Source organism: Rhodobacter sp. 4.3.4, assembly GCF_058724655.1.
On the sequence record NZ_CM178967.1, the window covers coordinates 1125969 to 1151821 of the forward strand.

The 25853-nt window shown below is 65.2% G+C and carries 24 protein-coding genes; 15 read left to right on the top strand and 9 right to left on the bottom strand.

The genetic code is table 11. The features are described from left to right. Positions 1–22 precede the first annotated feature (22 nt). From AC4PTB_RS05415 to AC4PTB_RS05435, 5 genes are read left to right on the top strand one after another with little or no spacing between them, the layout of a single operon-like run. Positions 23–1915: an extracellular solute-binding protein gene (locus AC4PTB_RS05415; RefSeq protein WP_492192052.1), complete on the top strand. Its 1893-nt coding sequence runs from the start codon at positions 23–25 to the stop codon at positions 1913–1915. Positions 1916–1961: 46 nt separating this feature from the next. After that, positions 1962–3113 (top strand): microcin C ABC transporter permease YejB, encoded by a 1152-nt coding sequence (locus AC4PTB_RS05420; RefSeq protein ID WP_492192053.1) that lies wholly within the window; start codon positions 1962–1964, stop codon positions 3111–3113. Beyond that, positions 3113–4219 carry an ABC transporter permease gene (locus AC4PTB_RS05425; protein ID WP_492192054.1) on the top strand — a complete coding sequence of 369 codons (1107 nt, stop codon included), beginning with the start codon at positions 3113–3115 and terminating at the stop codon, positions 4217–4219. The genes AC4PTB_RS05420 and AC4PTB_RS05425 overlap by 1 nt, the downstream gene beginning before the upstream one ends. Next, on the top strand, positions 4216–5808 hold the full coding sequence (locus AC4PTB_RS05430) for an ABC transporter ATP-binding protein (protein ID WP_492192055.1): 1593 nt from the start codon (positions 4216–4218) through the stop codon (positions 5806–5808). The genes AC4PTB_RS05425 and AC4PTB_RS05430 overlap by 4 nt, the downstream gene beginning before the upstream one ends. Further along, positions 5805–7031 carry a glycosyltransferase gene (locus tag AC4PTB_RS05435; protein ID WP_492192056.1) on the top strand — a complete coding sequence of 409 codons (1227 nt, stop codon included), beginning with the start codon at positions 5805–5807 and terminating at the stop codon, positions 7029–7031. The genes AC4PTB_RS05430 and AC4PTB_RS05435 overlap by 4 nt, the downstream gene beginning before the upstream one ends. 87 nt (positions 7032–7118) lie before the next feature. Here AC4PTB_RS05435 and rsgA read toward each other — a convergent pair whose 3' ends face one another. Continuing rightward, positions 7119–8153 (bottom strand): ribosome small subunit-dependent GTPase A, encoded by a 1035-nt coding sequence (gene rsgA, locus AC4PTB_RS05440; RefSeq protein ID WP_492192057.1) that lies wholly within the window; start codon positions 8151–8153, stop codon positions 7119–7121. A 252-nt stretch (positions 8154–8405) separates the two neighbouring features. Further along, positions 8406–9761 carry an oxygen-independent coproporphyrinogen III oxidase gene (hemN, locus tag AC4PTB_RS05445; protein WP_492192058.1) on the bottom strand — a complete coding sequence of 452 codons (1356 nt, stop codon included), beginning with the start codon at positions 9759–9761 and terminating at the stop codon, positions 8406–8408. A gap of 57 nt (positions 9762–9818) precedes the next feature. Here hemN and fnrL point away from each other — a divergent pair, with 57 nt between their 5' ends. Beyond that, positions 9819–10565, top strand: a complete 747-nt coding sequence (gene fnrL / locus AC4PTB_RS05450) for a transcriptional regulator FnrL (RefSeq protein ID WP_055212649.1) — start codon at positions 9819–9821, stop codon at positions 10563–10565. Continuing rightward, positions 10558–10941 carry a DUF4087 domain-containing protein gene (locus tag AC4PTB_RS05455; RefSeq protein WP_492192059.1) on the top strand — a complete coding sequence of 128 codons (384 nt, stop codon included), beginning with the start codon at positions 10558–10560 and terminating at the stop codon, positions 10939–10941. Before fnrL ends, AC4PTB_RS05455 begins: the two co-directional genes overlap by 8 nt. Positions 10942–10952: 11 nt before the next feature. Here AC4PTB_RS05455 and AC4PTB_RS05460 read toward each other — a convergent pair whose 3' ends face one another. The 4 genes from AC4PTB_RS05460 to AC4PTB_RS05475 all read right to left on the bottom strand — a co-directional run bounded on the left by AC4PTB_RS05460 (position 10953) and on the right by AC4PTB_RS05475 (position 14532). Beyond that, a complete protein-coding gene (locus tag AC4PTB_RS05460; protein ID WP_492192060.1) occupies positions 10953–11726 on the bottom strand; it encodes a FadR/GntR family transcriptional regulator in 774 nt (257 codons plus the stop codon). A gap of 109 nt (positions 11727–11835) precedes the next feature. Beyond that, a complete protein-coding gene (locus AC4PTB_RS05465; RefSeq protein WP_492192061.1) occupies positions 11836–12510 on the bottom strand; it encodes a YiaD family glycine zipper/OmpA-like lipoprotein in 675 nt (224 codons plus the stop codon). Positions 12511–12633: 123 nt separating this feature from the next. Further along, positions 12634–13521: a methylated-DNA--[protein]-cysteine S-methyltransferase gene (locus AC4PTB_RS05470; RefSeq protein WP_492192062.1), complete on the bottom strand. Its 888-nt coding sequence runs from the start codon at positions 13519–13521 to the stop codon at positions 12634–12636. Positions 13522–13596: 75 nt separating this feature from the next. Continuing rightward, a complete protein-coding gene (locus tag AC4PTB_RS05475) occupies positions 13597–14532 on the bottom strand; it encodes a Hint domain-containing protein (RefSeq protein ID WP_492192063.1) in 936 nt (311 codons plus the stop codon). A gap of 154 nt (positions 14533–14686) precedes the next feature. Between AC4PTB_RS05475 and nth the strand changes: the two genes are divergently transcribed. Genes nth through AC4PTB_RS05490 form a run of 3 tightly spaced genes read left to right on the top strand, consistent with a single transcriptional unit; the run spans position 14687 to position 16980 of the window. Further along, positions 14687–15331 (top strand): endonuclease III, encoded by a 645-nt coding sequence (nth, locus tag AC4PTB_RS05480; protein ID WP_492192064.1) that lies wholly within the window; start codon positions 14687–14689, stop codon positions 15329–15331. Further along, a complete protein-coding gene (locus tag AC4PTB_RS05485) occupies positions 15328–16314 on the top strand; it encodes an adenosine kinase (RefSeq protein WP_492192065.1) in 987 nt (328 codons plus the stop codon). The genes nth and AC4PTB_RS05485 overlap by 4 nt, the downstream gene beginning before the upstream one ends. 3 nt (positions 16315–16317) lie before the next feature. Continuing rightward, positions 16318–16980, top strand: a complete 663-nt coding sequence (locus AC4PTB_RS05490; RefSeq protein ID WP_492192066.1) for a class I SAM-dependent methyltransferase — start codon at positions 16318–16320, stop codon at positions 16978–16980. Positions 16981–17061: 81 nt separating this feature from the next. On the opposite strand, the gene AC4PTB_RS05495 is transcribed toward AC4PTB_RS05490, so the two are convergent. Then, positions 17062–17880: a sulfotransferase family protein gene (locus AC4PTB_RS05495; protein WP_492192067.1), complete on the bottom strand. Its 819-nt coding sequence runs from the start codon at positions 17878–17880 to the stop codon at positions 17062–17064. A gap of 146 nt (positions 17881–18026) precedes the next feature. Here AC4PTB_RS05495 and AC4PTB_RS05500 point away from each other — a divergent pair, with 146 nt between their 5' ends. From AC4PTB_RS05500 to AC4PTB_RS05520, 5 genes are all read left to right on the top strand, one after another. Next, positions 18027–19601, top strand: a complete 1575-nt coding sequence (locus tag AC4PTB_RS05500; RefSeq protein WP_492192068.1) for a DUF5928 domain-containing protein — start codon at positions 18027–18029, stop codon at positions 19599–19601. A gap of 11 nt (positions 19602–19612) precedes the next feature. After that, entirely contained in the window at positions 19613–19993 is a 381-nt protein-coding gene (locus tag AC4PTB_RS05505; RefSeq protein WP_492192069.1) for an HIT domain-containing protein, read from the top strand. Positions 19994–20195: 202 nt separating this feature from the next. Continuing rightward, a complete protein-coding gene (locus AC4PTB_RS05510; protein WP_492192070.1) occupies positions 20196–20378 on the top strand; it encodes a zinc-finger domain-containing protein in 183 nt (60 codons plus the stop codon). Positions 20379–20471: 93 nt separating this feature from the next. Beyond that, positions 20472–23321, top strand: a complete 2850-nt coding sequence (polA, locus tag AC4PTB_RS05515) for a DNA polymerase I (protein WP_492192071.1) — start codon at positions 20472–20474, stop codon at positions 23319–23321. 73 nt (positions 23322–23394) lie between these two features. Next, a complete protein-coding gene (locus tag AC4PTB_RS05520; protein WP_492192072.1) occupies positions 23395–23808 on the top strand; it encodes a cytochrome C in 414 nt (137 codons plus the stop codon). A 65-nt stretch (positions 23809–23873) separates the two neighbouring features. Here the strand turns inward: AC4PTB_RS05520 and groL are convergent, their stop codons facing one another. Then, a complete protein-coding gene (gene groL, locus AC4PTB_RS05525) occupies positions 23874–25511 on the bottom strand; it encodes a chaperonin GroEL (protein ID WP_492192073.1) in 1638 nt (545 codons plus the stop codon). 48 nt (positions 25512–25559) lie between these two features. Then, positions 25560–25847 carry a co-chaperone GroES gene (locus tag AC4PTB_RS05530; protein WP_013068186.1) on the bottom strand — a complete coding sequence of 96 codons (288 nt, stop codon included), beginning with the start codon at positions 25845–25847 and terminating at the stop codon, positions 25560–25562. Between the last annotated feature and the right edge of the window lie 6 nt (positions 25848–25853).

The window sequence follows — 25853 nt, forward strand, 5'->3', positions numbered from 1 at the left end:
TGGGACAAAAGGGGAGAGAGCGATGGCGAAAACGGCAGGTCTGGTGGCGGTGCGGGATCGGCGGGGGGAGATGCTCCGGGCGCTGGGGGGCGGGCTTCTGGCTTTATGTCTGGCCTCGGGTCTTGCCGGTCCGCTGCGCGCGGGCGACACGATCACCGCAGCGGCGATCGCCACCCTTGGCACGGTGAAATATCCGGCCGATTTCAAGCATCTGGACTATGTTAACCCGAAGGCGCCGAAGGGCGGCGAGATTTCCGAATGGACGCCCTACGGTTTTGACAACTTCAACCCCTACACGATCGAGGGCCGGGCCGCGCCCTTGTCCAGCGCGCCGCAGGAAAGCATGCTGACCGGCACCGCGGATACGGTGGGTGAGGCCTATTGCCTGCTGTGCGAAAGTTTCGAATATCCGCCCTCGCGCGATTGGGTGATCTTCACCCTGCGCCCCGGCATCACCTTTTCCGACGGCACGCCGCTGGCGATCGAAGACGTGCTGTTTTCCTATGAAACGATGCGCGACAAGGGCTTGTCGAGCTTCCGCGCCGTCGTTGCGCAGCAGATCGCCGCGGTCGAGGTGCTGGACGCGCGCCGGATCAAGTTCACCTTCAAATCCGATTATCCGAAGCGCGACATCATCCAGTCGGCGGGCAGCTTCCCGGTGTTTTCGAAGGCGCAGTTCACCCGCGACAAGATCGATCTCGCCAAGCCGGTGCCGGTGGCGCTGATCGGCTCGGGGCCCTACATGCTTGACAGTTTCAAGATGGGCCAGACCGTGGTCTGGAAGCGCAACCCCGCCTATTGGGGGGAAAAGCTGCCGATCAATCTCGGACGCGCCAATTTCGACCGCATCCGCGTCGAATATTACGGCGATTACCAATCCGCCTTCGAGGGGTTCAAGGCGGGCAGCTACACCTTCCGCAACGAGGCCAGCTCGATCATCTGGGCGACGCAATATGCGTTCCCGGCGGTGCAGGCGGGGCATGTGGTCAAGGCGCAGCTGAAGGATGGCAGCGTGGCGAACGGGCAGGGCTGGGCGATCAACCTGCGGCGCGAGAAGTTTCAGGATATCCGGGTGCGGCAGGCGCTGGGGCTGATGTTCAACTTCGACTGGTCGAACGAGACGCTGTTTTACGGGCTTTATGCGCGGATCAATTCGCCCTGGGAAAACTCGGATCTGGCGGCGACGGGCACGCCCTCGGCCGAGGAGCTGGCGCTGCTGACCCCCCTTGCCAAGGACCTGCCCGAGGGCGTTCTGACCGATCCGGCGGTGATGGCGCCGGTGTCGGGCAAGCGCCAGCTGGATCGGGGCAACATGCGCAAGGCGGCGGCGCTGCTGGATGCGGCGGGCTGGGTCGTGGGCGCGGACGGGATGCGGCGCAACGCCAAGGGCGAGCTGTTGCATGTCGAATTCATTAACGACAGCCAGACTTTTGATCGGGTGATCAATCCTTATGTTGAAAACCTGCGCGCGCTGGGGGTGGATGCGGTGCATCTGCGCGTCGATGATGCGCAGCATCAGGAACGCAAGGCGCGGCATGATTTCGACCTGATCACCGGCCATTTCGGCCAGGAGCTGTTGCCCGGCGCCGGTCTGCAGCAATATTTCGGCTCGGCCGCGACGGCGGATGCCTTCAACCTGGCGGGCATCGCCAATCCGGCCATCGATGCGCTGATCCGCAAGGTCGAGGAGGCGACCAGCCGGGAAGAGCTGATCCCCCGGGTCCATGCGCTTGACCGGGCGTTGCGGGCGCTGCAATTCTGGGTGCCGCAATGGTACAAGGACAGCCACACCGTCGCCTATTACGACATCTACGACCACCCCGAGACGCTGCCGCCCTATGCGCTGGGAGAGCTGGACTTCTGGTGGTATAACGCCGAGAAGGCTGCAAAACTGAAAGCGGCAGGGGCGCTCTAAGGCTTTTGCACGCGGAAAAGTTGCAAGACTGCAAGGCAAGGGAACGATGGGCGCCTATATCCTGCGGCGGTTGATGCTGGTTGTGCCGACGCTTTTCGGCATCATGCTGATCAATTTCGCGCTGACGCAATTCGTGCCCGGGGGGCCGATCGAAAGCATCATCGCCCGGGTGCAGGGCGAGTCCGATGCGACGCGCAACCTGACCGGCGGCGCCGATGCGGGGCAGCAACAATCGGCCGAGGACATGGGCTATCAGGGTGCAAGGGGAATTTCCCCCGACCTGCTGGCACAGCTCGAGGTGCAGATGGGCTTTTCGCGCATCACCTGCGCCGAGGGCTTCACCGGCACGCCGAACCTGAAGGACCCGGCCTGCACGCGCGAAAAGATCCCGGCATATGAACGCTTTTTCAAGATGATCGGCGATTATCTTGTCTTCGATTTCGGCGACAGTTTCTTCAAGAACAAGTCGGTGGTCGATCTGGTGATCGAGAAGCTGCCGGTCTCGATCTCGCTCGGCCTGTGGTCGACGCTGCTGGCCTATCTGATCTCGATCCCGCTTGGCATCCGCAAGGCGGTGAAGGACGGCACCAGCTTCGACACCTGGACTTCGGCGGCGATCATCGTTGCCTATGCCATTCCGACGCTTGTGTTTTCCGTTCTGCTGATGGTGCTCTTCGCGGGCGGCAGCTACTGGAAGATCTTCCCGCTGCGCGGGCTGACCTCGGATGATTTCGACACGCTTTCGCTGGGCGGCAAGGTGCTCGATTACCTCTGGCACATCTGCCTGCCCACCATCGCGATCACGCTCTCAAGCTTCGTCACGCTGACGCTTCTGACGAAGAATTCCTTCCTGGACGAGATCAACAAGCAATATGTGATGACCGCCCGCGCCAAGGGGCTGACGGAATCCCGCGTGCTTTACGGCCATGTCTTCCGCAACGCCATGCTGATCGTCATTGCGGGGTTCCCGGGTCTGTTCCTGTCGGTCCTCTTCTCCGGCTCTCTGATCATCGAGACGATGTTCTCGCTCGACGGGCTGGGCCTGCTGGGCTATCAGGCCGCGGTTGAGCGTGACTATCCCGTTGTTTTTGGATCGCTTTACGCCTTCGGGCTGATTTCGCTGGTGATCGGGATCCTCTCCGACATCACCTATACCCTTGTCGATCCGCGCATCGACTTCGAGCGGAGGGCCGGTTGATGCCCCTGTCCCCCCTTGCGCAGCGCCGGTGGCGCAACTTCCGCGCCAACCGTCGTGCCTTCTGGTCGCTGATCGTCTTTTCGACGCTGTTCCTCCTGTCGCTCTTTGCCGAACTCATTGCCAATGATCACCCGATCGTGGTGCGGTATCGGGGCGAATTTTTCTTTCCGGTCTATCAGTTCTACCCCGAAACCGCCTTTGGCGGCGATTTCCGCACCGAGGCGATCTATACCGACCCCGCCGTGCAATGCCTGATCGTCACCGGCGGGCGGCAGGAGTGCTGGGATACCCCCGAGGAGACCCGGAAAGAGGCCGAGACGAGCGGCACCGTCGGCGGCGAAGCCATTGAAAAAGGCTGGATGATCTGGCCGGTCATTCCCTATCACTACCGCACGATCAACGATGTCGGCACCGCGCCCTCGGCCCCCGACCGCGACCATTGGCTGGGCACCGACGACACGGCGCGCGATGTGGCGGCGCGGGTGATCTATGGCTTCCGCATCTCGGTCGCCTTTGCGCTGATCGTCGCCTCGGTCTCCTCGGTCCTTGGCATCGCGGCCGGGGCGGTGCAGGGCTATTTCGGCGGCAAGGTCGATCTGATCTTCCAGCGGCTCTTGGAAATCTGGTCCTCCACCCCCTCGCTTTACGTCATCATCATCCTGTTTGCGATCCTTGGCCGCTCGTTCTGGCTGCTGGTCGGCGTGACGATCCTCTTTGGCTGGCCCGCGCTGACCGGCGTTGTCCGGGCCGAGTTCCTGCGCGCGCGCAATTTCGAATATGTCCGCGCCGCCCGCGCCTTGGGGGTTTCCGATCGCGTCATCATGGTCCGCCACATCCTGCCCAATGCGATGGTCGCCACCATCACCATGCTGCCCTTTGTCATCACCGGGGCGATCTCGGGGCTGGCGACGCTCGATTATCTTGGCTACGGGCTGCCCTCCTCGGCGCCCTCGCTTGGGGAACTGGCGCTGCAGGCGAAACAGCATCTGCAGGCGCCCTGGCTCGCCTTCACCGCCTTTTTCACCTTCGCCACCATGCTCTCGCTGCTCGTCTTCGTCTTCGAGGGCCTGCGCGACGCCTTTGACCCGCGCAAGGTGTTCAAATGACTGCCGTTCTTTCCGTCGAAAATCTGCGCGTCAGCTTCCGTCAGGAGGGGCGCGAGATCCCCGCCGTCAAGGGCGTCAGCTTCACCGTGGCCAAGGGCGAGACCGTGGCGCTGGTGGGGGAATCCGGCTCGGGCAAGTCGGTCACGGCGCTGTCCACGGTGTCGCTTCTGGGGCCGAATGCGCGGGTTCAGGGTTCGGTCCGCTATCTGGGCCGCGAGATGGTGGGGGCGGAGGAACCCGCCCTGCGCGCGGTGCGCGGCAATGACATCAGCTTCATTTTCCAGGAGCCGATGACCTCGCTCAACCCCTTGCATTCGATCGAAAAACAGATCGGCGAGAGCTTGGCGCTGCATCAGGGGCTGAGCGGTGCCGCGGCGCGGGCGCGGATCATCGAGCTTCTGACCCGGGTCGGCATTTCGACCCCGGAAAGCCGTCTGGGCGATCTGCCGCATCAGCTCTCGGGCGGGCAGCGCCAGCGGGTGATGATCGCGATGGCGCTGGCGAACGGGCCGGAGCTGCTGGTGGCGGACGAGCCGACCACCGCGCTGGATGTGACGATTCAGGCGCAGATCCTCGAGCTTCTGGCGGAACTGAAGCGCGATCTGGGGATGAGCCTTCTGTTCATCAGCCATGATCTGGGGGTGGTGCGCCGCATCGCCGACCGGGTCTGCGTGATGCGCCAGGGCGAGATTGTCGAACAGGGTCCGACCGAGGAGATTTTCGCCAATCCGCAGCATGCTTACACGAAAAAGCTGCTGGCGGCGGAGCCGGTGGGCCGGGCCGAGCCGGTGCCGGAGGGCGCGGAAACCCTGCTGTCGACCGAGGCGCTGAAGGTCTGGTTTCCGATCAAGCGCGGGCTGTTGCGCCGCACCATTGGCCATGTGAAGGCGGTCAAGGACGCAAGCCTGACGGTGCGGGCGGGGGAAACCCTTGGCATCGTGGGGGAATCCGGCTCAGGCAAAACCACGCTCGCGCTCGCCCTGATGCGGCTGATCGAGAGCGAAGGCCCGATCCGCTTCGCCGGGCAGGACATTTCGCGCTGGCAGTCAAAGCAGCTGCGGCCCCTGCGCCGCGACATGCAGATCGTGTTTCAGGACCCGTTCGGCAGTCTGAGCCCCCGCATGACGATCGAGCAGATCATCGCCGAGGGGCTGAGCGTGCATGGCGTCGAACCGGGGCGCAACCGGCGCGAGATGGTGGCGGAGATCATGGCCGAGGTCGGGCTCGATCCCGCGGCGATGGCGCGCTACCCGCATGAGTTCAGCGGCGGTCAGCGCCAGCGCATCGCGATTGCCCGGGCGATGATCCTGCGGCCGCGCGTCGTCGTGCTGGACGAGCCGACCTCGGCGCTCGACATGACGGTGCAGGTGCAGATCGTCGATTTGTTGCGCGATCTGCAGCGCCGGCACGGGCTGGCTTATCTGTTCATCAGCCACGATCTGCGGGTGGTGCGGGCGATGGCCCACAAGATCATGGTGATGAAGGAAGGCGATGTGGTCGAGGCCGGTCCCGCGGCGCAGATTTTCGAAACCCCCGTGACCGGGTATACCCGCGCGCTGATCGCCGCGGCTTTGGGAAAACCTGCATGAAGATCCTGTTCGTCCATCAGAATTTTCCCGGCCAGTTTCCCCATCTTGCCCCCGCGCTGGCGGCCCGCGGCCACGAGGTTCTGGCGCTGACTGCGGAAACAAACTCCCGCCCCGCGCCGGTGAAGGTGGTGAAATACCGCAAGCCCGCCGCGGTGAAGCTGGAGCCGCGGCTGACGAAAATGTATGCCGAGGTGAGCGAGCGCGGCCTGCGCGCGGCCCTTGCGGCGCGGCAGTTGCGCACGCGCCACGATTATGTGCCCGATGTGATCTTCGGCCATCCGGGCTGGGGCGAGACGCTGTTCCTGCGCGAGGTCTGGCCCGAGGCGAAGCTGCTGATCTATGCCGAGCTGATGTATCAGACCACCGGGCTCGATACCGATTTCGACCCGGAATTCGCCAGACCCGGGCTGGAAAACCGGATGTCCACCACGGCGCGCTCGGCGCATCTGATCCAGTCGATCGTGCAGGCGGATGCCGCGCTCTCGCCCACGGAATTTCAGGCCTCGACCTTTCCGCCCGAGCTGCGCGCCAAGATCACCGTCTGCCATGACGGGGTGAACACGGCGCGTCTGACGCCCAACCCCGCGGCGCGCTATACCGTACCGGGCACCAGCCTGACGCTCTGCGCGGGCGACGAGGTGGTGACCTTCATCAACCGCTCGCTTGAACCCTATCGCGGCTATCACACCTTCATGCGCGCGCTGCCCGATGTGCTGGCGGCGCGGCCCGGGGCGCAGGTGCTGATCATCGGCGAGGAGGGGCAAAGCTATGGCGCCGCCCCGCCCGAGGGCTCGTGGAAGCAGAAATTCCTTGATGAGGTCAAGGATCGGCTGGATCTGAGCCGGGTGCATTTTCTGGGCCGGGTGCCCTATGCCGATTTCATCACGATCATGCAGATCGGCCGGGTGCATGCCTATCTGACCTATCCCTTTGTGCTCAGCTGGTCCTTGATGGAGGCGATGTCGGCGGGGGCGATGGTGGTGGGTTCGGACACGGCGCCGCTGCGCGAGGTGATCGAGGACGGGGTGAACGGGCGGCTGGTCGATTTCTTCGACATCAAGGGCTGGTCGGCGGCGCTGATCGATGCGCTGGCGCGGCCCGAGGCCTATCTGGAAATGCGCCGGGCGGCGCGGGCCTCGGTGGTGGCGAAATATGATCTGGAACGCCAGTGCCTGCCGCGGCTGATCCGCTTTGTCGAAACCGCGGGCGGCACGTTGAGCTGAGATCCGGGGGCGCCCGCCTTGGGCGGGCAAGCCCGCCGCGCGTCGGGCGCGGTGGGGGCGATGCCCCCACCGGCCCCCGAACCGGCGTCAGTCGCCGCGCAGACGGGATTTGTCGCGCAGCGCGGCCCGGGTTATCTTGCCGAAGGCACGGTCGCGGGCATGGGCCTCGGCCAGGGTCTCGGAGTTGATCCGATCCTCGCGGCGCAGCTTTTGCCAACGCGCCAGCCGCGCCGGATCGACCGTCCCCGTGGCGATCGCCGCCTGCACCGCGCAGCCCGGTTCGGTCTGATGGCGGCAATCGGCAAAGCGGCACGCCCCCGCCAGCGCGTCGAGATCGTCGAAGGTCGCGGCGATCCCCGCCCCGGCATCGCTGAGCCGCAATTCCCGCATGCCGGGCGTGTCGATCAGCCAGCCGCCCCGCGCAAGCCGGTGCAGATGCCGCCCGGTGGTGGTGTGGCGGCCCTTCGCATCGTCTTCGCGGATTGCCGCCGTCGCCTGATCCGCGCCGGTCAAGGCATTGGCAAGCGTGGTCTTTCCGACCCCCGAAGAGCCGAGCAGCGCCACCGTCTGCCCGGGTCGGCACCAGTCCGACAGCCGATCCCCCGGGGCGCGGGCGTCCAGCGGCACGACCGGCACGCGGCGGTCGATCACTGCTGCGCGGTCCTGCCAGACCACGGGATCGGGGATGGTGTCGGCCTTGGTCAGCACCAGCACCGGGGCGACCGCGGCGGCGCGGGCGAGTGCCAGATAGCGCTCGATCCGGGCCGGGTTGAAATCGGCGTTGCAGGAGGTGACGATGAAGAGCGTGTCGACATTGGCGGCGATCAGCTGCCGGTCCGCCCCGGTGCCCGCGGCGCGGCGGGCCAGCGTGCTGCGCCGCGTGAGCAGGCGCCAAAGCCGGGTCCCGTCGCACAAGCCCCAATCGCCGACGGCAATTTCGGCGGTGGAGAGCTCCGCGGGCGGGAGAAGCGAGAGCGGCCCGGTGGCGCAGAGCGCCGCGATCCGGGTGCGATGCACCGCGCTGATGCGGCAGGGGGTGAGGGTGGCAAGTTCGTCAAGCGTGAGTTGACGCAGGAAATCGGACGCCCAGCCGAGATCGGCGAGCGGGAAAGTGTCGGTCATGAAGGTGTTCCTCGCAGGACACTGAAAGACAGGCGCCAGGGCGCCGGTGACATTCAGGGGGCACGAGGCTTCGGCGGTCAGACCGCCCGGCAAACCCCGGCCCGGAGGCGCGCAAGATCCGACAAACATCCCTCCTGTGCTGGTTTCGGCCAGTCTACGCCCTTTGCGCGAAAAAGCCAGCCCGAAGCGGTCGGAAAAGAAATGGGCGCCTTGCGGCGCCCAGTCTGCCCTTCCCTTGTTATGGAAGTGCCCTCAGATCGCCGAGCTGTGCCCGGCTTTCGAGAGGTCATAGGCATCGAAGTGACGCGCGATCATCCGCGTCAGCGGGCGGCCGTGCTCGGGGATTTCCAGCCCCGCCTCGGTCACCACCACCATGTCTTCGAATTTCGCGACGCAAGAGGCAAATTCGGCATCCAGAACCGCCGGATCGGCGCCCCATTGGTCGACCAGCTCGGCCTTGTCGGCCTTGAAGTCGCACATCAGCATCTCGATCAGACGGCCGCGCATCAGGTCTTCTTTCGAGAACACAAAACCGCGGTGGGTCGAGAATTTGCCCTCGCGGATCGCCGCCGTATAGGTGCCGGTCGGGCTTTCGTTCTGCGCAAAGCCTTGCGGGAAGCGCGAGATCGACGAGGCGCCCAGCCCCACCAGAGCCTCGGCCTGATCGTCGGTGTAGCCCTGGAAGTTGCGGCGCAGCTTGCCCGCCTTGAGCGCGGTGGCCAGACCGTCATGCGGCAGCGCGAAGTGGTCGATGCCGATCACGTCATAGCCCGCCTTGGTGAAAAGCTCGCGCGAGAGGTGGAACAGCTCCAGCCGCTCGGGCGGGGTGGGCAGGTTTTCTGACGGAATGAGCGACTGACGGCGCGACATCCACGGCACATGCGCATAGCCGTAAAACGCCACCCGGTCGGGCTTCAGCGACAGCACCTTTTCGACGCTTTCGGTCATCTTCTGCGGCGTCTGATGCGGCAGCCCGTAAAGGATGTCGGCGTTCAGGCTGTTGATGCCACGGTCGCGGATCATGTCGACGACCATCTTCGTCACTTCGAAGGTCTGCTCGCGACCGATCACCGACTGGATGAAGGGGTCGAAATCCTGAATGCCGACCGAGGCCCGGTTCATCCCCGATTGCGCCAGCGCATCCATGCGTTCGTCGTCGATCTCGTTCGGGTCGATCTCGACCGAGAATTCGCCGTTCTCGCCCAGCGGCACGGCTTCGAACACGGCTTCGGCGATCTTGCGCATCGAGTCGGCCGGCAGCAGCGTCGCGGTGCCGCCGCCCCAATGCAGACGCGAGAGCTTCACCCCCGGCGCGAGGTGCGATTTCAGCATCGCCACCTCTTTGATCAGCGTCTCGGCATAGGTCTTCACCGGCGCATCGGTCTGCGTGCCCTGGGTGCGGCAGGCGCAGAACCAGCACAGCCGCCGACAGAAGGGCACGTGCATGTAAAGCGAGATCGACGCCCCCGCCGGAATCGCCTCGATCCACTCGATGAACTGCGAGGGGCCGATATCCTTGGAAAAATGGGGTGCGGTCGGGTAGCTGGTGTAGCGGGGCACCTTGGCGTCGAAGAGGCCGAGCCGGGCGAGTTGCGATTCATGTTTCATGGGCGTATTGTATCCTTCACGACGCGCACAAAGTATTGACCCAAATCAAGCAAGGCAATGTCTCACGACGACGCTCATCCGGTCTCGCTGCAGTGCGGAGATTGCCCGATCAGACACCGGGCCGTCTGCGCCAGATGCGAGAGTTCCGAACTCGATGAACTCGAGGGCGCGAAGTATTACCGGAGCTTCGAAGCGGGTCAGACGGTGATCTGGTCGGGCGACAAGATGGACTTCGTCGCCTCGGTCGTGTCGGGGATCGCGACCCTGACCCAGACCCTCGAAGATGGCCGCACGCAGATGGTGGGATTGCTCTTACCCTCTGATTTCGTTGGAAGACCTGGCCGCGACCGCGCCGCTTACAACGTCACCGCGACGACCGATATCCTGATGTGCTGCTTCCGCCGCAAGCCCTTCGAGGAGATGATGGAGCGCACGCCGCATATCGCGCAGCGGCTGTTGCAGATGACTTTGGACGAGCTGGATGCGGCGCGCGAATGGATGCTTTTGCTCGGTCGCAAGACCGCGCGCGAGAAGATCGCCTCGCTTCTGTCGATCGTCGCGCGCCGCGATGCGTCGATTCGTCACCGCAAGATGCGCGGCCGTCTGACCTTCGATCTGCCGCTGACGCGCGAGGCGATGGCGGATTATCTGGGGCTGACGCTCGAAACCGTCAGCCGGCAGATGTCGGCGCTCAAACGCGACGGGGTGATCGAGCTGGAGGGGAAGCGTCATGTCACCGTGCCCGACATGGAGCGGCTGCTGGTCGAGGCGGGCGATGACAATGACGGAGGTCTGATTGCGTAGAACCCTGGTGCTGGCGGGGCTGCTGGTGCTGAGCGCCGGGGCGGCTTGCGCCGAGGCCCGGTCGGAAACCCGCTGCGGCTGGTTCGTCAATCCGACGCCGGGGAATTTCTACCTGACCGACGCCGAGGGGGACTGGTGGTTCGCCTCGCAGGGGTCGCTTGAGGTCGGCGGCTGGGAAGAGCTTGACTGGTCAGAGGCCGAATTCGGCGATGAATGGGTCGCGACGAATGGGTCTTACGGCTATGGCTGCGCCTGTGCCGCGGGCGATTATGGCCGCGCCGCCGAGGGCGAGGTGCTGTCGATCGCCAGCCTGAAAGCGCTGCCGCTGGCGAAATGCCTGCGCGATCCGGCCCTGCCGCCGCCGCCGCGGGACTGAGCGCGCCGCGGTTACGGCGCTTTCGCGCTTTGATGATTCAACCGCAGCCGGGCCAGGGCCTCGTGGCGTTCGGCCTTGCGCAATTCGGTCAGCGCCAGTTCGACGAAATCCATATGCACCGCCACCGCCGCCCGCGCCGCAAGGCCGTCGCGCGCCTGAATCGCCGCGTTGATCGCCCGGTGCTGGTCCAGCAGCGCCTCGCGGGTGGAGCGGTTGCGGAACATGATCTGGCGGTTGTAAAACACGCCTTCGGACAACAGGTCGAACATCGCCCGCATCATGTGCAGCATGATGATGTTGTGGCTCGCCTCGACGATCGCCATGTGGAACTGTGCATCCAGCGCCGCCTCGTCGGCCGGGTTGCGCTTGCCATGCGCCGCCTCCATCCGCGTCAGGATCGCGTCGATCACCTTCAGATCGGTGTCCGAGCCCATCTTCGCGGCGCGTTCCGCCGCCATCCCCTCAAGGTCGCGCCGGAAGGCGAGATAGTCGAAGACCGCCTGATCGTTGCGGGCAAAAAGCCGGATCAGCGCGGGCGAAAAGGCCGAGCCCAGCACCTCGGCGACGAAGATCCCCGATCCGGCGCGGGTGGTCAGCAGGCCCTCCTGCTGCAACTCGGCCACCGCCTCGCGCAGCGAGGGCCGCGACACCGCAAGGCGTTCGGACAATTCGCGTTCCGACGGCAGCCGCTCGCCGGGGCGCAGCACGCCCTCGACGATCAGATTCTCGATCTGGCGCACGACGGCCGAGGCAAGTTTCTCGGATTCGATCTTCTGGAATGGCATGTCTCTCTCCCGTGGTCAGAAACTATGACCAATGGAAAAGCCGGGCAATGGAAAATGGTCAGGCCGGGCGGGGGCCCGGCCTGATGCAGCATCACTTTGGCGGACCGGCTCAGCGGTTCGGGCGGATGATGAATTCGACGCGGCGGTTTTGCGCCTTGCCCGCGGCGCTCAGGTTCGAGGCCACCGGCTGTTCTTCGCCGCGGCCGTAAGCCACGACGCGATAGCGCGGCACCCCGGCGCCGATCAGCAGATTGGCCACCGAATTGGCACGGTCTTGCGACAGGCGCTGGTTATAGGCGGCGTCGCCATCGGAATCGGTGTGGCCGACGACATCGACGGTGGTGTCGGGATAGCGGTTCAGGCTGCCCGCCAGCGTGTACAGATCGCGTTGCAGATCGGGGCGCACGGCGGCGCTGTCGACGGCAAAGAGCACGTCTTGCGGCATCGTCACCACCAGACGGTCGCCCTGACGCACGACCGAGACGCCGGTGGTGTCCAGATCCCGGCGCAGCTCCTGCGCCTGCTTGTCCAGCTGGTTGCCGATGGCGCCGCCGATCAGCCCGCCGACGATCGCCCCGGCGGCGGCCTTTTCCAGTTTCTCGTCGCCATTGCTGGTGGCGCCCAGAACGCCGCCGATCAGCGCCCCGGTGATCGCGCCGCCGCGCATGTTGGCATTGGGATCGGCGCTCGACGATCCGCTGTAGCCTTGGCTGTAGGGCTCGGTGCAGGCGGAAAGCGCGAAAAGCCCGGTGCAGGCGAGAAGGAGGGTGGAGGTCTTGGTCATGGAGCTGCCCTTGTGCTTGCGGCCCTCGCGGCCGTTCACCTCAGTCTACCTCAGATTTTCGTCGCGGTTCCATGCCCTCTGCGCATTGGGCGGATTCTTGCGCATCAATTTCCGGCGAGACGGTCAGAGCCCGGCTTCGTGTCTGGCGTCATGTCTGGCCGCCTCGCGCGCCAGCAGCGCCCGTTTCAGCCCCAGCCCCCAGTGATAGCCGCCCAGCCCCCCCGAGGCGCGCAGCACCCGGTGGCAGGGGATCAGCACCGCGACCGGGTTGCGCCCGACCGCCGTGCCCACCGCCCGCACCGCGCGCGGGCTGCCGATGCGGGCGGCGATGTCGGAATAGCTGCGGACCTCGCCCGAGGGGATGGCCAGAAGCGCCTCCCAGACCTTGATCTGAAAGGGGGCGCCAAGGACGCAAAGCCGCGCTTCACCGCCGGTGCCGAAGGCCGCCGCGACCCAGCCCGCCAGCGGCGCCGGGTCTTCGCGCAGCCGCGCCCCGGGCCAGCGCGCGACCATGTCGGCAAAGGCGGCGTCGGCGCCGATCTCCTCGGTGAAGGCAAGGCCGCACAGGCCGCGGTCGGTGCCAAACCCCAGCACCGGGCCGAAGGGGCTGTCGAACCGGCCCCAGCGGATCAGCAGCCCGGCCCCGCCCGCGGCCAGCTCGCCCGGTGTCATCGCCTCCCAGCGCAGGATCAGATCATGCAGCCGCGAGGGGGCAGAGAGCCCCGCGGTCTGGGCGACCTGATCAAGCGGCAGCTTCTGTGCCAGCAATTCACGCGCAAGGCCAAGCGAGAGATATTGCGTGTAGCGTTTCGGCGAGACCCCGGCCCAGGCGGAAAAGACGCGCTGGAAATGCGCCGCCGAAAGCCCAAGCCGCGCCGCAAGCGCGTCCAGCGGGATCTGCACCGGCCGGCCCGCGGCCCGGGCCTCGGCCTGGGCGGCATCGATTTCAGCGATCGCCCGGGCGATCAGCCGGTAGTGATAGCGGTCTTCAAGCGGGATCGGGTCGGACATGGGCACGCCTTTCGTTGCGCCATCCTAGCCCGGTTCGCGCGCTCCGGGCGACCCGAAAGCTGCGGTTTCGGCGGGTCAGGCGGCGACGCGGCGGGCGCGGGCCAGCCGCTCGCGGCGGAACATGGCCACTTTCCAGTCTTCAAGCCAGGGGCGGGCCGGACCGGCATGGCCCGCGGCGACGCGCGCGGCGATCGCGCCGCGGAGGCGGTCGGGCAGCAGCGAGAGATAGGCGGCATCGGCCTGGACCGAGCTGACCCACATGCCTTCGGCCAGCACGATTTCCGGGCTGGCGAAGAGCATCGAATAAAGCTTTTGCGACCCCGTTCCGGCCTCGGCCATCGGTTGCGCATGACAGGCCCGGGCGAACATCTCGGATTCGCCGAACCAGAGGTCAAGCTCGTGCCCGGCCAGCAGCACCCCGGTTCCGGGCGACAGCAGCACCTCGCGTTCCGGCAGAGCCTCGCCGAAACAGGCGGCAGAGAGCCGCAACGGCCGGGTTTCGGGGGGGGCGCGGCGCGGCATCGTGTGCTGGCCCACCCACAAAAGCGGCTGATAGCCGTAGTCGCGCGTCAGCACCCGGTCGCCCGGGCGCAGCCAGTCGATCGGGGTCGGACCCTCGGCGGTGGCGATCCGCGCGCCGCTGCCCAGGCAGGGCAGGGTGGCGATTTCCTCGGGGCTGGCGGCGCGGGCGGGCAGGGCGAAGGGCACGGCCTCGGCATAGTCGATGCCGGGGGTCAGCGGTTCCGAGGCGAGGAACAGGCACAGCACCCCGGCAATCTCGATCCGGTCGAGCCGGATCGTGCCGCCGCCCGGCTTTTGCAGCAGCAAGGGCACATCGGCGGTCATCTGCCCCGCGGCGACGACATGGCCCATCGCATTGCGCAATTCGGACCCGTCCGCGCCATGGACAAGCTGCCACAGCATCGTGGCGGTGTCGAAATCATGATCAAGCGACCAAAGCCCGCGCTCGGCGTCGAAGCCCAGCACCGAAACCGGATAACCGTAATCCATGTGACCTCCTGCACCCGCAAAGACGCCCCATTTTTCCGCATCACGGCCAACGAACCGTTAACGGCGGCGGCGAATTGTCCGCAATTTGTCGAATTCGGTTAATCCTGCGCGCGCCCTCTTGCCCCGTGCGGGAACGGCGGGCAGAAGGGGGGCCATGGTCGCACAGCTTGATTACCCCATGATGAAGGAGATCTTCCGCCGCTTCGCGGAGGCCAATCCGCATCCCGAGGGGGAGCTTGAGCATGTGAACGCCTTTACCCTGCTGGTCGCGGTCGCGCTGTCGGCGCAGGCGACCGATGTGGGGGTGAACAAGGCCACGCGCGGCCTCTGGCCGCTGGCCGACACGCCGCAAAAGATGCTGGCCTTGGGCGAGGAAGGCCTGACCGAACATATCCGCTCGATCGGGCTTTACCGCACCAAGGCGAAGAACGTGATCGCGCTCTCGCGCCTGCTGGTCGAGCGTTTTGACGGTCAGGTGCCGTCCTCGCGCGCGGCGCTGGTCAGCCTGCCCGGTGTCGGGCGCAAGACGGCGAATGTCGTTCTGAACATGGGCTGGGGGCACCCGGCGCAGGCGGTCGACACCCATATCTTCCGCGTCGGCAACCGCTCGGGCATCTGCCCGGGCAAGGATGTCGATGCGGTCGAGCGCGCGATCGAAGACAATGTGCCGGTGGAATTTCAGCGCCATGCGCATCACTGGCTGATCCTGCACGGGCGCTACATCTGCACTGCCCGCAAACCCCGCTGCGCCGATTGCCTGATCCGCGATCTGTGCCGTTACGAGGAGAAGACCGCATGAAGAAATACCAGGTTGTCGGCATCGGCAACGCCATCGTCGATGTGATCGCGCAATGCGACGATGAATTCCTGGCCGCGATGGGCATCGAAAAGGGCATCATGCAGCTGATCGACCGCGACCGCGCCGAAAAGCTTTATGCCGCGATGGCCGAGCGCACCGAGGCGCCGGGCGGCTCGGTCGGCAACACCATCGCGGGGCTGGGCAACCTTGGCCTGACGGCGGCTTTCATTGGCCGCGTCGCCGATGACACTTTGGGCCATTTCTACAAGGCCGCGCTGAATGCCGAGGGCACGGATTTCCCGAACCCGCCGGTGAAGGGCGCCGATCTGCCCTCGTCGCGCTCGATGATCTTCGTCACCCCCGATGGCGAGCGGTCGATGAACACCTATCTGGGGATTTCGGCGGAACTTTCGACCGAGGATGTTCCGCTTGAAGTCGTTGAAAACACCGAAATCCTGTTCCTTGAGGGCTATCTTTTCGACAAGGATCACGGCAAGGCGGGGTTCCTGAAGGCGGCGCAGGGCTGCCACCGCGGCGGCGGGCGGGCGGGGATCTCGCTGTCCGACCCGTTCTGCGTCGATCGCCACCGCGACAGCTTCCGCCGTCTGGTGAAGGACGAGATGGATTTTGCGCTGGGCAATGAACACGAATGGGCCTCGCTCTACCAGACCGATCTGGAGAGCGCGCTGCAACAGGCGGCGTCCGAATGCGGGCTCGTCGTCTGCACCCGCTCGGGCGCCGATGTGGTGGTGATCCGCGGCGAAGACCGGGTGGAAGTGCCGGTGACCCGGGTGGTGCCGGTCGATGCGACGGGGGCGGGCGATCAGTTCGCGGCCGGGTTCCTGTATGGCATCGCCACCGGGCAAAGCCTTGAGATCGCGGGCAAGATGGGCTGCATCGCCGCGGCCGAGGTGATCAGCCATTACGGCGCGCGGCCGGAAACCGACATTCTGGCGCAGTTCAAACAGGCCGGGCTGCTCTGATCCATGGGCCGCTCGCCCTATCTGGCGCCGGATTTCTACGGCAAGGCGCTGGCCGAGGGGCGGCACCGCGCCATCGTCGGCGGGCGCTGGGACGAGACCGGGCGGGCGCAGATGGCGGCGCTGTGCGAGGTGGGGCGGATGCAGCCCCACCATCATCTGCTCGACATCGGCGCGGGGGCGCTTCGTCTGGGCTGCAAGGCCGTCGCCTTCCTTGAGCCGGGGCATTACTGGGGCACAGATGCCTCGCGCGATCTGATGCTGGCGGGCCATGCGGCGGAACTGGCGGACCCGGCGCGGCTTGACCCCGCGCAGCTGATCGAGGATGACGCCTTCGCCTTTCCGGGTGTGCCCGGGGCGATCACCCATGCCATCGCCTTTGCGGTCTTTCCGCATCTGCCAAGTGACTGTCTGGCCCGCGCGCTGGCGAACCTCGCCCGGTTTCCGCGGCTGGAGGTCTTTCTGTTCACGGTGTTTCTGGCGCCCGAGGCGCAGGCGGGGGCACAATATCGCCAGCCCGATGGCGTCGTGACCCATCCCGACCGGCCGCCCCGGCATATGCTGGAGCGCGATGTTCTGGCCGCCGCCGCGGGCTGGGATCTGACGAAACACGACCGGATGCTGCCGCGCGGCCAGGTCCTGTTCGAGGCGCGCAAGCGCCCCGCCTGACCTTCCCCTTTATCTTGCCGCAAATATCCCGGGGGGCCGAGGCATCGCCTCGGCGGGGGCAGCGCCCCCGCGCGGCTGGCCTCAGTCGCCCAGCTTCACATGCACCTCGTCCAGATCGATCTCGCCCACCGGCAGCTTGTTGTCGGGATTGTCGAAATCGTATTTGAACAGCTGGAAATCCTTGCGATAGATTTCCCAGACCAGATGCCGCGACAGATCGTCGAAATAGGCCGAGACCGGATGCGCCCGCTTCGGCCCGTGGCCCTCGCTTTCGTTGAACTTCGGCACCGCCTTCAGATCGACCGGATGGCGCGTCTGGATGTTGTTCAAGACGACCTGCATCCCCTCGTCGAATTTCTCGGTGAAGAAAATTTGGTCATAGCGCCCGCCGTTGACGATGAAGGTCGAGATATGCCCCGCCATCGCCGACCAGTGGATGTCGGGCTCCATCGGGCGGCGCCAGCGGATGGTGTCGCGCGCAAACAGCAGAAACCGGCGGAACGAGGCCACCTGATCGAAGTCGAAGCCGTTCTCCGGGCTGCCGACATCGATGCCGTATTTCTGAATGAGCTGCGGCACCAGCGCGCCGCGGTAGCGCTTGCCGTTGCGTTGAATCCCCGCGATCTTGTCGAAGAACGACGACAGGATCCGCGCATAGGGGTTGCGCACGCAGGTGAAGGCATAGGATTTATGCGCCCTCACATTCGCCTCGATCGGCTTTTGGCTCTGCTCCTGGCTCCATTTGTGCAGCCCCGCCGTGCTGTCATGGATGTCGCCGTCGAAAAACCGCCCGTGATCGGAATAGAACATGATCTGCCCGATCGAGGAGCAGGCGCATTTCGGAACGACCCGATAGACGACGCTCTCGCTCTCGGTCATCCAGGTGCCGGGAAACCCCATGGTGTCAACCTCCAGTCGCAGTGCGCCAAGCCTGTCACACCACTCTTCAAGAATTCCTTCCCTTGAAGCAAAGAACCTCTGTTTATTCAATGTCCTTTGACGGTATCTAGGCGAATAGCGCAGAACTGGCACGGCTTGTTTCCAATATGGCAAAAATCGCCTTCATCCTGCTGACCCACAAAGACCCTGACGGGATCATCGCGCAGGCCGAACGGCTGACCTCGGCGGGGGATTTCGTCGCGATCCATTTCGATGCCCGCGCCAGCAAGGCCGATTACGCCCGCATCCGCGAGGCGCTGGCGACCAACCCCGCCGTCACCTTCGCGCGCAAGCGGCACAAATGCGGCTGGGGCGAATGGAGCCTTGTCGCCGCGACGCTCGAGGCGGTCGAAGCGGCGCTGACCGCCTTTGACCAGGCGACGCATGTCTACATGCTCTCGGGCGATTGCATGCAGATCAAGACGGCGGAATATGCGCATCGCTTTCTGGAGGCCGACGACGCCGATTACATCGAATGTTTCGATTTCTACGCCTCGGACTGGATCAAGACCGGCTTCAAGGAAGAACGGCTCGCCTATCGGCACTGGTTCAACGAACGCACGCAGACGAAGCTGTTCTACACCTCGTTCGAATGGCAAAGGCGGCTTGGCCTGACGCGGCGGGTGCCTGCGGATCTGCAGATGATGATCGGCTCGCAATGGTGGTGCCTGCGCCGCAGCACCGTCGAGACGGTGCTCGCATTCGCCGCCCGCCGCCGCGACGTGCGGCGGTTTTTCCGCACCACCTGGATCCCGGACGAGACCTTCTTTCAGACCCTCGTGCCGCATCTGGTCCCCGAGGCCGAGATCCGCCGCCGCACCCTGACCTTCCTGATGTTCACCGATTACGGCATGCCGGTGACCTTCTACAACGACCATTACGACCTGTTGGTGTCGCAAGACTACCTGTTCGCGCGCAAGATCAGCCCCGATGCGCTGGAGCTGAAGGCGCGGCTGGGCGCCCTGTGGCAGCAGCGCGGCGTCAGCTTCACCGTCTCGAACGAGGGGCGGGCGCTGTTCAGCTTCCTGACCGGGCGCGGCCGCGAGGGGCGCCGCTTCGCGCCGCGGTTCTGGGAGCGCGAGGCCAGTCTGGGCCGTGACCGCACGCTGCTTCTGGTCGTGTGCAAGAAATGGCATGTGGCGAAACGTCTGGTCGAGCAGGTCCGCCAGCAGGCGGGGCTGGCGGCGGTCGAGTATATCTTCAACGAAGAGGGCGGCCTGCCCGATCTGGGCGGCATCGAGCGGTCGGTGGACAAGCGCAACCGCCATCGCCGCGCGCTGTTGCGGATGTTGTTCGACTATCATCAGACCGACCGGCTGGTGGTCTGCCTCGATCCGGCGGCGATCGAGCTGATGCGGGATTTCGCCACCGACAAATGCACGCTGCGGGTGCTTGAAATCGAATGCGATTTTTCCGATGCCTATCTGATCGGCCATGCCCGCCGCGTCGGTCTGGCGGGCGAGACGACCCCGCCCGAGGTGCTCGACCGGCTCCTGCCGACGATCCGCAACGATCTGCGCCACGAAAGCGAGCAGATGCGCGATGCCGGTTTTCCGGTCTTCCTGCGGATGCGCCAAGGCGACAGCCCGGAGATGAACGCCGCGCCGCTGGCGGCGTTTCTGGGCATCGCGCCCGATCTTGCGCATCGCATCGCCGCGACCGATTATCTGTTCGTCGATTGAGGAGAACGCCCTTGGCCTATGTCTATGACACCACGAACGTCTTCGCCCGCATCCTGCGCGGCGAGATCCCCAACCGCACGGTCTGGGAAACCGAACACACGCTGGCATTCCGCGATATCGCGCCGAAAGCCCCCGATCATGTGCTGGTGATCCCGAAGGGACCCTATGTCACCTACGATCACTTCTGCGCCGAGGCGTCAGAGGCCGAGATCGTCGATTTCACCCGCACCGTCGCCAAGGTGGTGAGCCTGATCAGCGCCGAGGCGCATGGCGCGGGCAAGGGCTTTCGCGCCATCACCAATGCGGGCGAGAACGGCGTGCAGGAAGTGCCGCATTTCCACCTGCACATCCTCGCCGGGCGCTGCATCGGCCCGATGATCGTCACCGACTGATCTTTCTCCCAGTCGCTCCCGAGACAGGGCGTATTTGGGCCAAGAAAAAGCCCGCTGCGTTTTTTCTTGGTGCAAATACGCTGGGGGTCCGGGGGCAAAGCCCCCGGCAGCCCGACCGGGTGCCAGGTTTGGAAAGCTTGCGCGCTGCGGCGTTATTTCGCATAACTCCGCCTGACCCATTTGCCGCGCTCAGGAGCCAGCCATGTCGAACGCCCCCGAACTCAAGGTCGTCACCCATTGGAAAGGCGCCTGCGACGGCGGCGAAGGCGCGCTGGGCCATCCGAAGGTCTGGCTGACGATCCCGCGCGAGAGCGGCGAGATCTGCTGCCCCTATTGCGGCAAGAAATTCATCATCGACCGCGCCAACGCCGTCGAAGAGCACTGAGCCCGCGCCCCCGCGCGCAGAAGGCGGCCGCGTCCCGGCCGCCTTTTCGTTTGCGGGGGGCTGTGGCACAAGGAAGCAAAAGAGGAGGCGCATATGAGTTTCGGAAAAGGCTGCCATCTGCATCTGATCGACGGCTCGGCCTTCATCTTTCGCGCCTATCACGCGCTGCCGCCCTTGACGCGCAAATCCGACGGCCTGCCCGTGGGCGCCGTGGCGGGCTTCACCAACATGATCTTCCGCTACATCGAAGACGCGCGGGGCGCCGATGCGCCCACCCATGCGGCGGTGATTTTCGACTACAGTTCCAAGACCTTCCGCAACGAGATCTATCCCGCCTACAAGGAAAACCGCCCCCCCGCGCCCGAGGATCTGCGCCCGCAATTCCCCCTGACGCGCGAGGCCACCCGCGCCTTCAATCTCGCCTGTCTGGAAATCGAGGGCTATGAGGCCGATGACATCATCGCGACGCTCGCCCGGCAGGCGCGCGAGGCGGGCGGGCGCGTCACCATCATTTCCTCGGACAAGGATCTGATGCAGCTGGTGGGCGATGGCGTGGTGATGCTTGATGCGATGAAGAACCTTGTCATCGGCCCCGAGGAGGTCGAGGCGAAATTCGGCGTGCGCCCGGATCGGGTGATCGACGTGCAGGCCTTGGCGGGCGATTCCGTCGACAACGTGCCCGGCGCGCCGGGCATTGGCATCAAGACCGCCGCGCAACTGATTGGCGAATATGGCGATCTGGAAACGCTGCTCGCCCGCGCGGGCGAGATCAAGCAGCCGAAGCGGCGCGAGACGCTGGTGAATTTTGCCGATCAGATCCGGGTCTCGAAGCGGTTGGTGACGCTCGAAGATCACGTGCCGCTCGACTTCGGGCTGGAGGCGCTCGAGGTGAAGGAGCCCGAACCCGAGGCGCTGATCGCTTTCCTTGAGGCAATGGAATTCCGCAATCTGACCAAGCGCGTGGCCGAGAAATTCGGCCGCGAGCTGCCGGTGGGGGCGCCCGCAAAGGCCGACGCTGCCGCGCGCTGGGCCGAGGGGGCGGCGCCGCAGGCCCGCCTGGCACCGCAGGCCGAGGCGGTCGCGCCGATCGACCCTGCGCGCTATCTCTGCCTCACCGATCCCGCGGCGCTGCGGGACTTTCTGGCCGAGGCGCAGGCAACCGGCGTGCTGGCGGTCGATACCGAGACCACCTCGCTCGACGAGATGCAGGCTGATCTGGTCGGTGTCTCGCTTTGCACCGGGCCGGGGCGGGCCTGCTACATTCCGCTGGGGCACACGACGGGGGGCGATGATCTTTTCGGCTCCACCGCGCTTGCGGCGGGGCAGATGCCGATGGACGCGGCGCTGGCGATCCTGAAGCCGGTGCTGGAGGATGAAAGCATCCTGAAGATCGGCCAGAACATGAAATACGACTGGAAGATCTTTGCCCGGCGCGGCATCCGCGTGGCGCCGTTCGACGACACGATGCTGATGTCCTATGCGATGTTTTCCGGCCTGCACGGGCATGGCATGGACGCGCTTTCCGAGGAATATCTGCACCACCGCCCCATTCCGATCAAGGAGCTGATCGGCACCGGCAAGGCGCAGATCACCTTTGACAAGGTGCCGCTCGACAAGGCCACGGCTTACGCCGCCGAGGATGCCGAGATCACCTACCGGCTTTGGGCTGCCTTCAAACCGCAGCTGCACCGGGCACAGGTGACGACGGTTTACGAGACGCTCGAACGGCCGCTGGTCCCGGTTCTGGCGGAAATGGAGATGGCGGGGGTCAAGGTCGATCCCACCGTGCTTGCCCGGATGTCGAATGTCTTCGCGCAGCGCATGGCGGGGCTTGAGGAGGAAATTCAAGCCCTTGCCGGGCAGCCCTTCAACGTCGGCAGCCCCAAGCAGCTGGGCGAGATCCTGTTTGACAAGCTGGGCGTGCCGGGCGGCGAAAAGGGCAAGACCGGGGCCTATGCGACCGGGGCCGATGTGCTCGAAGACATCACCACGATGGCGGATCACAAGCAGGCGGCGGAGCTGGCGGCGAAGGTGCTCGACTGGCGCCAGATCGCCAAGCTGAAATCGACCTATACGGATGCGCTGCAGACGCATGTGAACCCCGACACCGGCCGGGTGCATACCTCTTATTCCATCGCGGGGGCGAACACCGGGCGGCTGGCCTCGACCGATCCGAACCTGCAAAACATCCCCGTGCGCTCCGACGAGGGCCGCCGTATCCGCGAGGCTTTCGTGGCCACGCCGGGGCATCGGATCGTCTCGCTCGACTACAGCCAGATCGAACTCCGCATCCTTGCCCATGTCGCGAACCTGCCCGAGATGAAGGCGGCTTTCGCCAAGGGCATCGACATTCACGCGATGACGGCGTCTGAAATGTTCGGCGTGCCGGTCGAGGGGATGGACCCGATGGTGCGCCGCCGCGCCAAGGCGATCAACTTCGGCGTGATCTACGGCATCTCCGGTTTCGGTCTGGCGCGCAACCTGCGCATTCCCCGGGCCGAGGCGCAGGGCTTCATCGACCGTTATTTCGAGCGTTTCCCGGGCATTCGCGCCTATATGGACGAGACGGTGGCCTTCGCCAAGGCGAACGGCTTCGTGCAAACGCTTTTCGGCCGCAAGATCCACACGCCGGAAATCAACGCCAAGGGGCCGGGCGCAGGCTTTGCCAAACGCGCCGCGATCAACGCGCCGATTCAGGGGGCGGCGGCCGACATCATCCGCCGCGCGATGATCCGCATGCCCGCCGCCATCGCGCATCTGCCCGCGAAGATGCTGCTGCAGGTGCATGACGAATTGATCTTCGAGGTGGCGGAAAGCGCCGTCGATCCGCTGATCGCCACGGCGCGGGCGGTGATGGAAGGGGCGGCCGATCCGGCGGTGCGGCTTTCGGTGCCGCTCGTCGTCGATGCGGGGCAGGGGGCGAGCTGGGCCGAGGCGCATTGAGGCCCGCCATTTGCGCTGCATCAGGGCGGGCGGTCTGGCCGCGTGCTTTGCTGGGCGCAAATGGAGGTTTGCGATGCGTGCGATTCTGATGTGCTTTGGCGGGGCGATGGGGCTGGCGGCCTGCATGGGGGCGGTTGATCTGACCGCGCCCTCGCCCGCAAGGGATTATGCCGATTACTGCGCGGGCTGCCATGGCACCGGCGGCGATCCCGGCCCGATCGCGCAGGAGCTGAAGCTGCACCCGGTCTCGCTGGCCGATCTGACGATGATGAATGACGGCAATTTCCCCGAGGCGCGGGTGATGTCGAAGATCGTCGGCCACCGCGAGCATGGCGAGATGATCGGGGCGCTGGCGGGCGATATGCCGTCGTTTGAGCCGATGCTGGACGGCCCTGTGGTGCTTTATGACAGTGGCGACGGCATCGCAACGCCGACCCCGGCGCGGCTGGTGCGGCTGATGGAATACATCAAGGGCATGCAGCAATAACCGCTTGATCCGCAACGAAAAAGGGCGCCCTTGCGGGCGCCCTTCGATCTTCCCTTTGGGGAAGATTACATCATGTCCATGCCGCCCATGCCGCCCATGCCGCCGGCCGGGGCCGCTTTCGGCTCGGGCTTCTCGGCGATCATGCATTCGGTGGTGATCAGCAGACCGGCGATCGAGGCCGCATCTTCCAGCGCGGTGCGGGTGACCTTGGCCGGGTCGATGACGCCGAAGCCGAACATGTCGCCATATTCTTCGGTCTGGGCGTTGAAGCCGAAGGCCGCATCGGTCGATTCCCGCACCTTCCCCGCCACGACGGCGCCATCGACGCCCGCGTTTTCGGCGATCTGACGCAGCGGCGCTTCCAGCGCGCGACGCACGATCGAGATGCCCGCATCCTGATCCGAGTTCGCGCCGGTCAGGTCGGCCAGCTTCTTCGCAGCCTGAACCAGAGCCACGCCACCGCCGACGATGATGCCTTCCTGAACGGCCGCACGGGTCGCGTTCAGCGCGTCATCAACGCGGTCCTTGCGCTCTTTCACTTCGACTTCGGTCATGCCGCCGACGCGGATCACCGCAACGCCACCGGCCAGTTTGGCCACGCGCTCTTGCAGCTTCTCACGGTCGTAGTCCGAGGTGGTTTCCTCGATCTGGGTGCGGATCTGCGCCACGCGGGCGTTGATTTCCGCCTTGTCGCCATGACCGTCGACGATGGTGGTGTTCTCTTTCGAGATCGTGACCTTCTTCGCACGGCCGAGCATGTCGAGCGTGACGTTTTCCAGCTTCATGCCGAGGTCGTCCGAGATCACCTGACCGCCGGTCAGGATCGCGATGTCCTGCAGCATCGCCTTGCGACGATCACCGAAGCCCGGCGCCTTGACGGCGGCGATCTTCAGCCCGCCACGCAGCTTGTTGACGACAAGGGTCGCCAGCGCTTCGCCTTCGACATCTTCCGCAACGATGATCAGCGGACGGGTCGACTGGATCACGGCTTCCAGCAGCGGCACCATCGGCTGCAGCGACGAAAGTTTCTTCTCGTGCAGCAGGATGTAGGCGTCTTCCAGATCCGCGATCATCTTGTCGGGGTTGGTGACGAAATAGGGCGAGAGGTAGCCGCGGTCGAATTGCATCCCTTCGACGACTTCGACTTCGGTGTCCATGCCCTTGTTTTCTTCGACGGTGATCACACCCTCGTTGCCAACTTTCTGCATCGCGTCAGCGATGAAGCGGCCGATCTGGGCTTCGCCGTTGGCCGAGATGGTGCCGACTTGCGCGACTTCGTCGCTGTCTTTCACCGGGCGGGCGGCGGTCTTGATCGCGTCGACGACGCGGGCGGTGGCCAGGTCGATGCCGCGCTTGAGATCCATCGGGTTCATGCCCGCGGCGACGGCTTTCATGCCTTCGCGGACAATGGCTTGCGCCAGAACGGTCGCGGTGGTGGTGCCGTCCCCGGCTTCGTCATTGGTGCGGGAAGCGACTTCCTTCACCATCTGCGCGCCCATGTTTTCGAACTTGTCGGCCAGTTCGATTTCCTTGGCGACCGAGACACCGTCCTTGGTGATGCGCGGCGCACCGAAGGATTTTTCGATCACCACGTTGCGGCCTTTCGGGCCGAGCGTCACCTTGACCGCATCAGCGAGGATGTTGACGCCGCGCAGCATCCGGTCGCGGGCGTCGGTCGAGAATTTGACTTCTTTGGCTGCCATTCTTTCGGCTCCTTCAAATATCGTTGGGGATCAGGGTCTTCTCGTCGATTACGAGATGATCCCCATGATGTCCGATTCTTTCATGATCAGCATTTCGACGCCATCAAGCGTCACTTCCGTGCCCGACCATTTGCCGAACAGGATGCGGTCGCCCACGGCGACGGCGGGGGCGATCAGCTCGCCCGAATCCTTGCGCGCACCCGCGCCCACGGCGACAACTTCGCCCTCGGCCGGTTTTTCCTTCGCCGTATCGGGGATGATCAGGCCGCCCTTGGTTTTTTCTTCGCTTTGAACGCGTTTGACCAGCACGCGGTCATGCAGCGGTTTGAATGCCATCTGGGT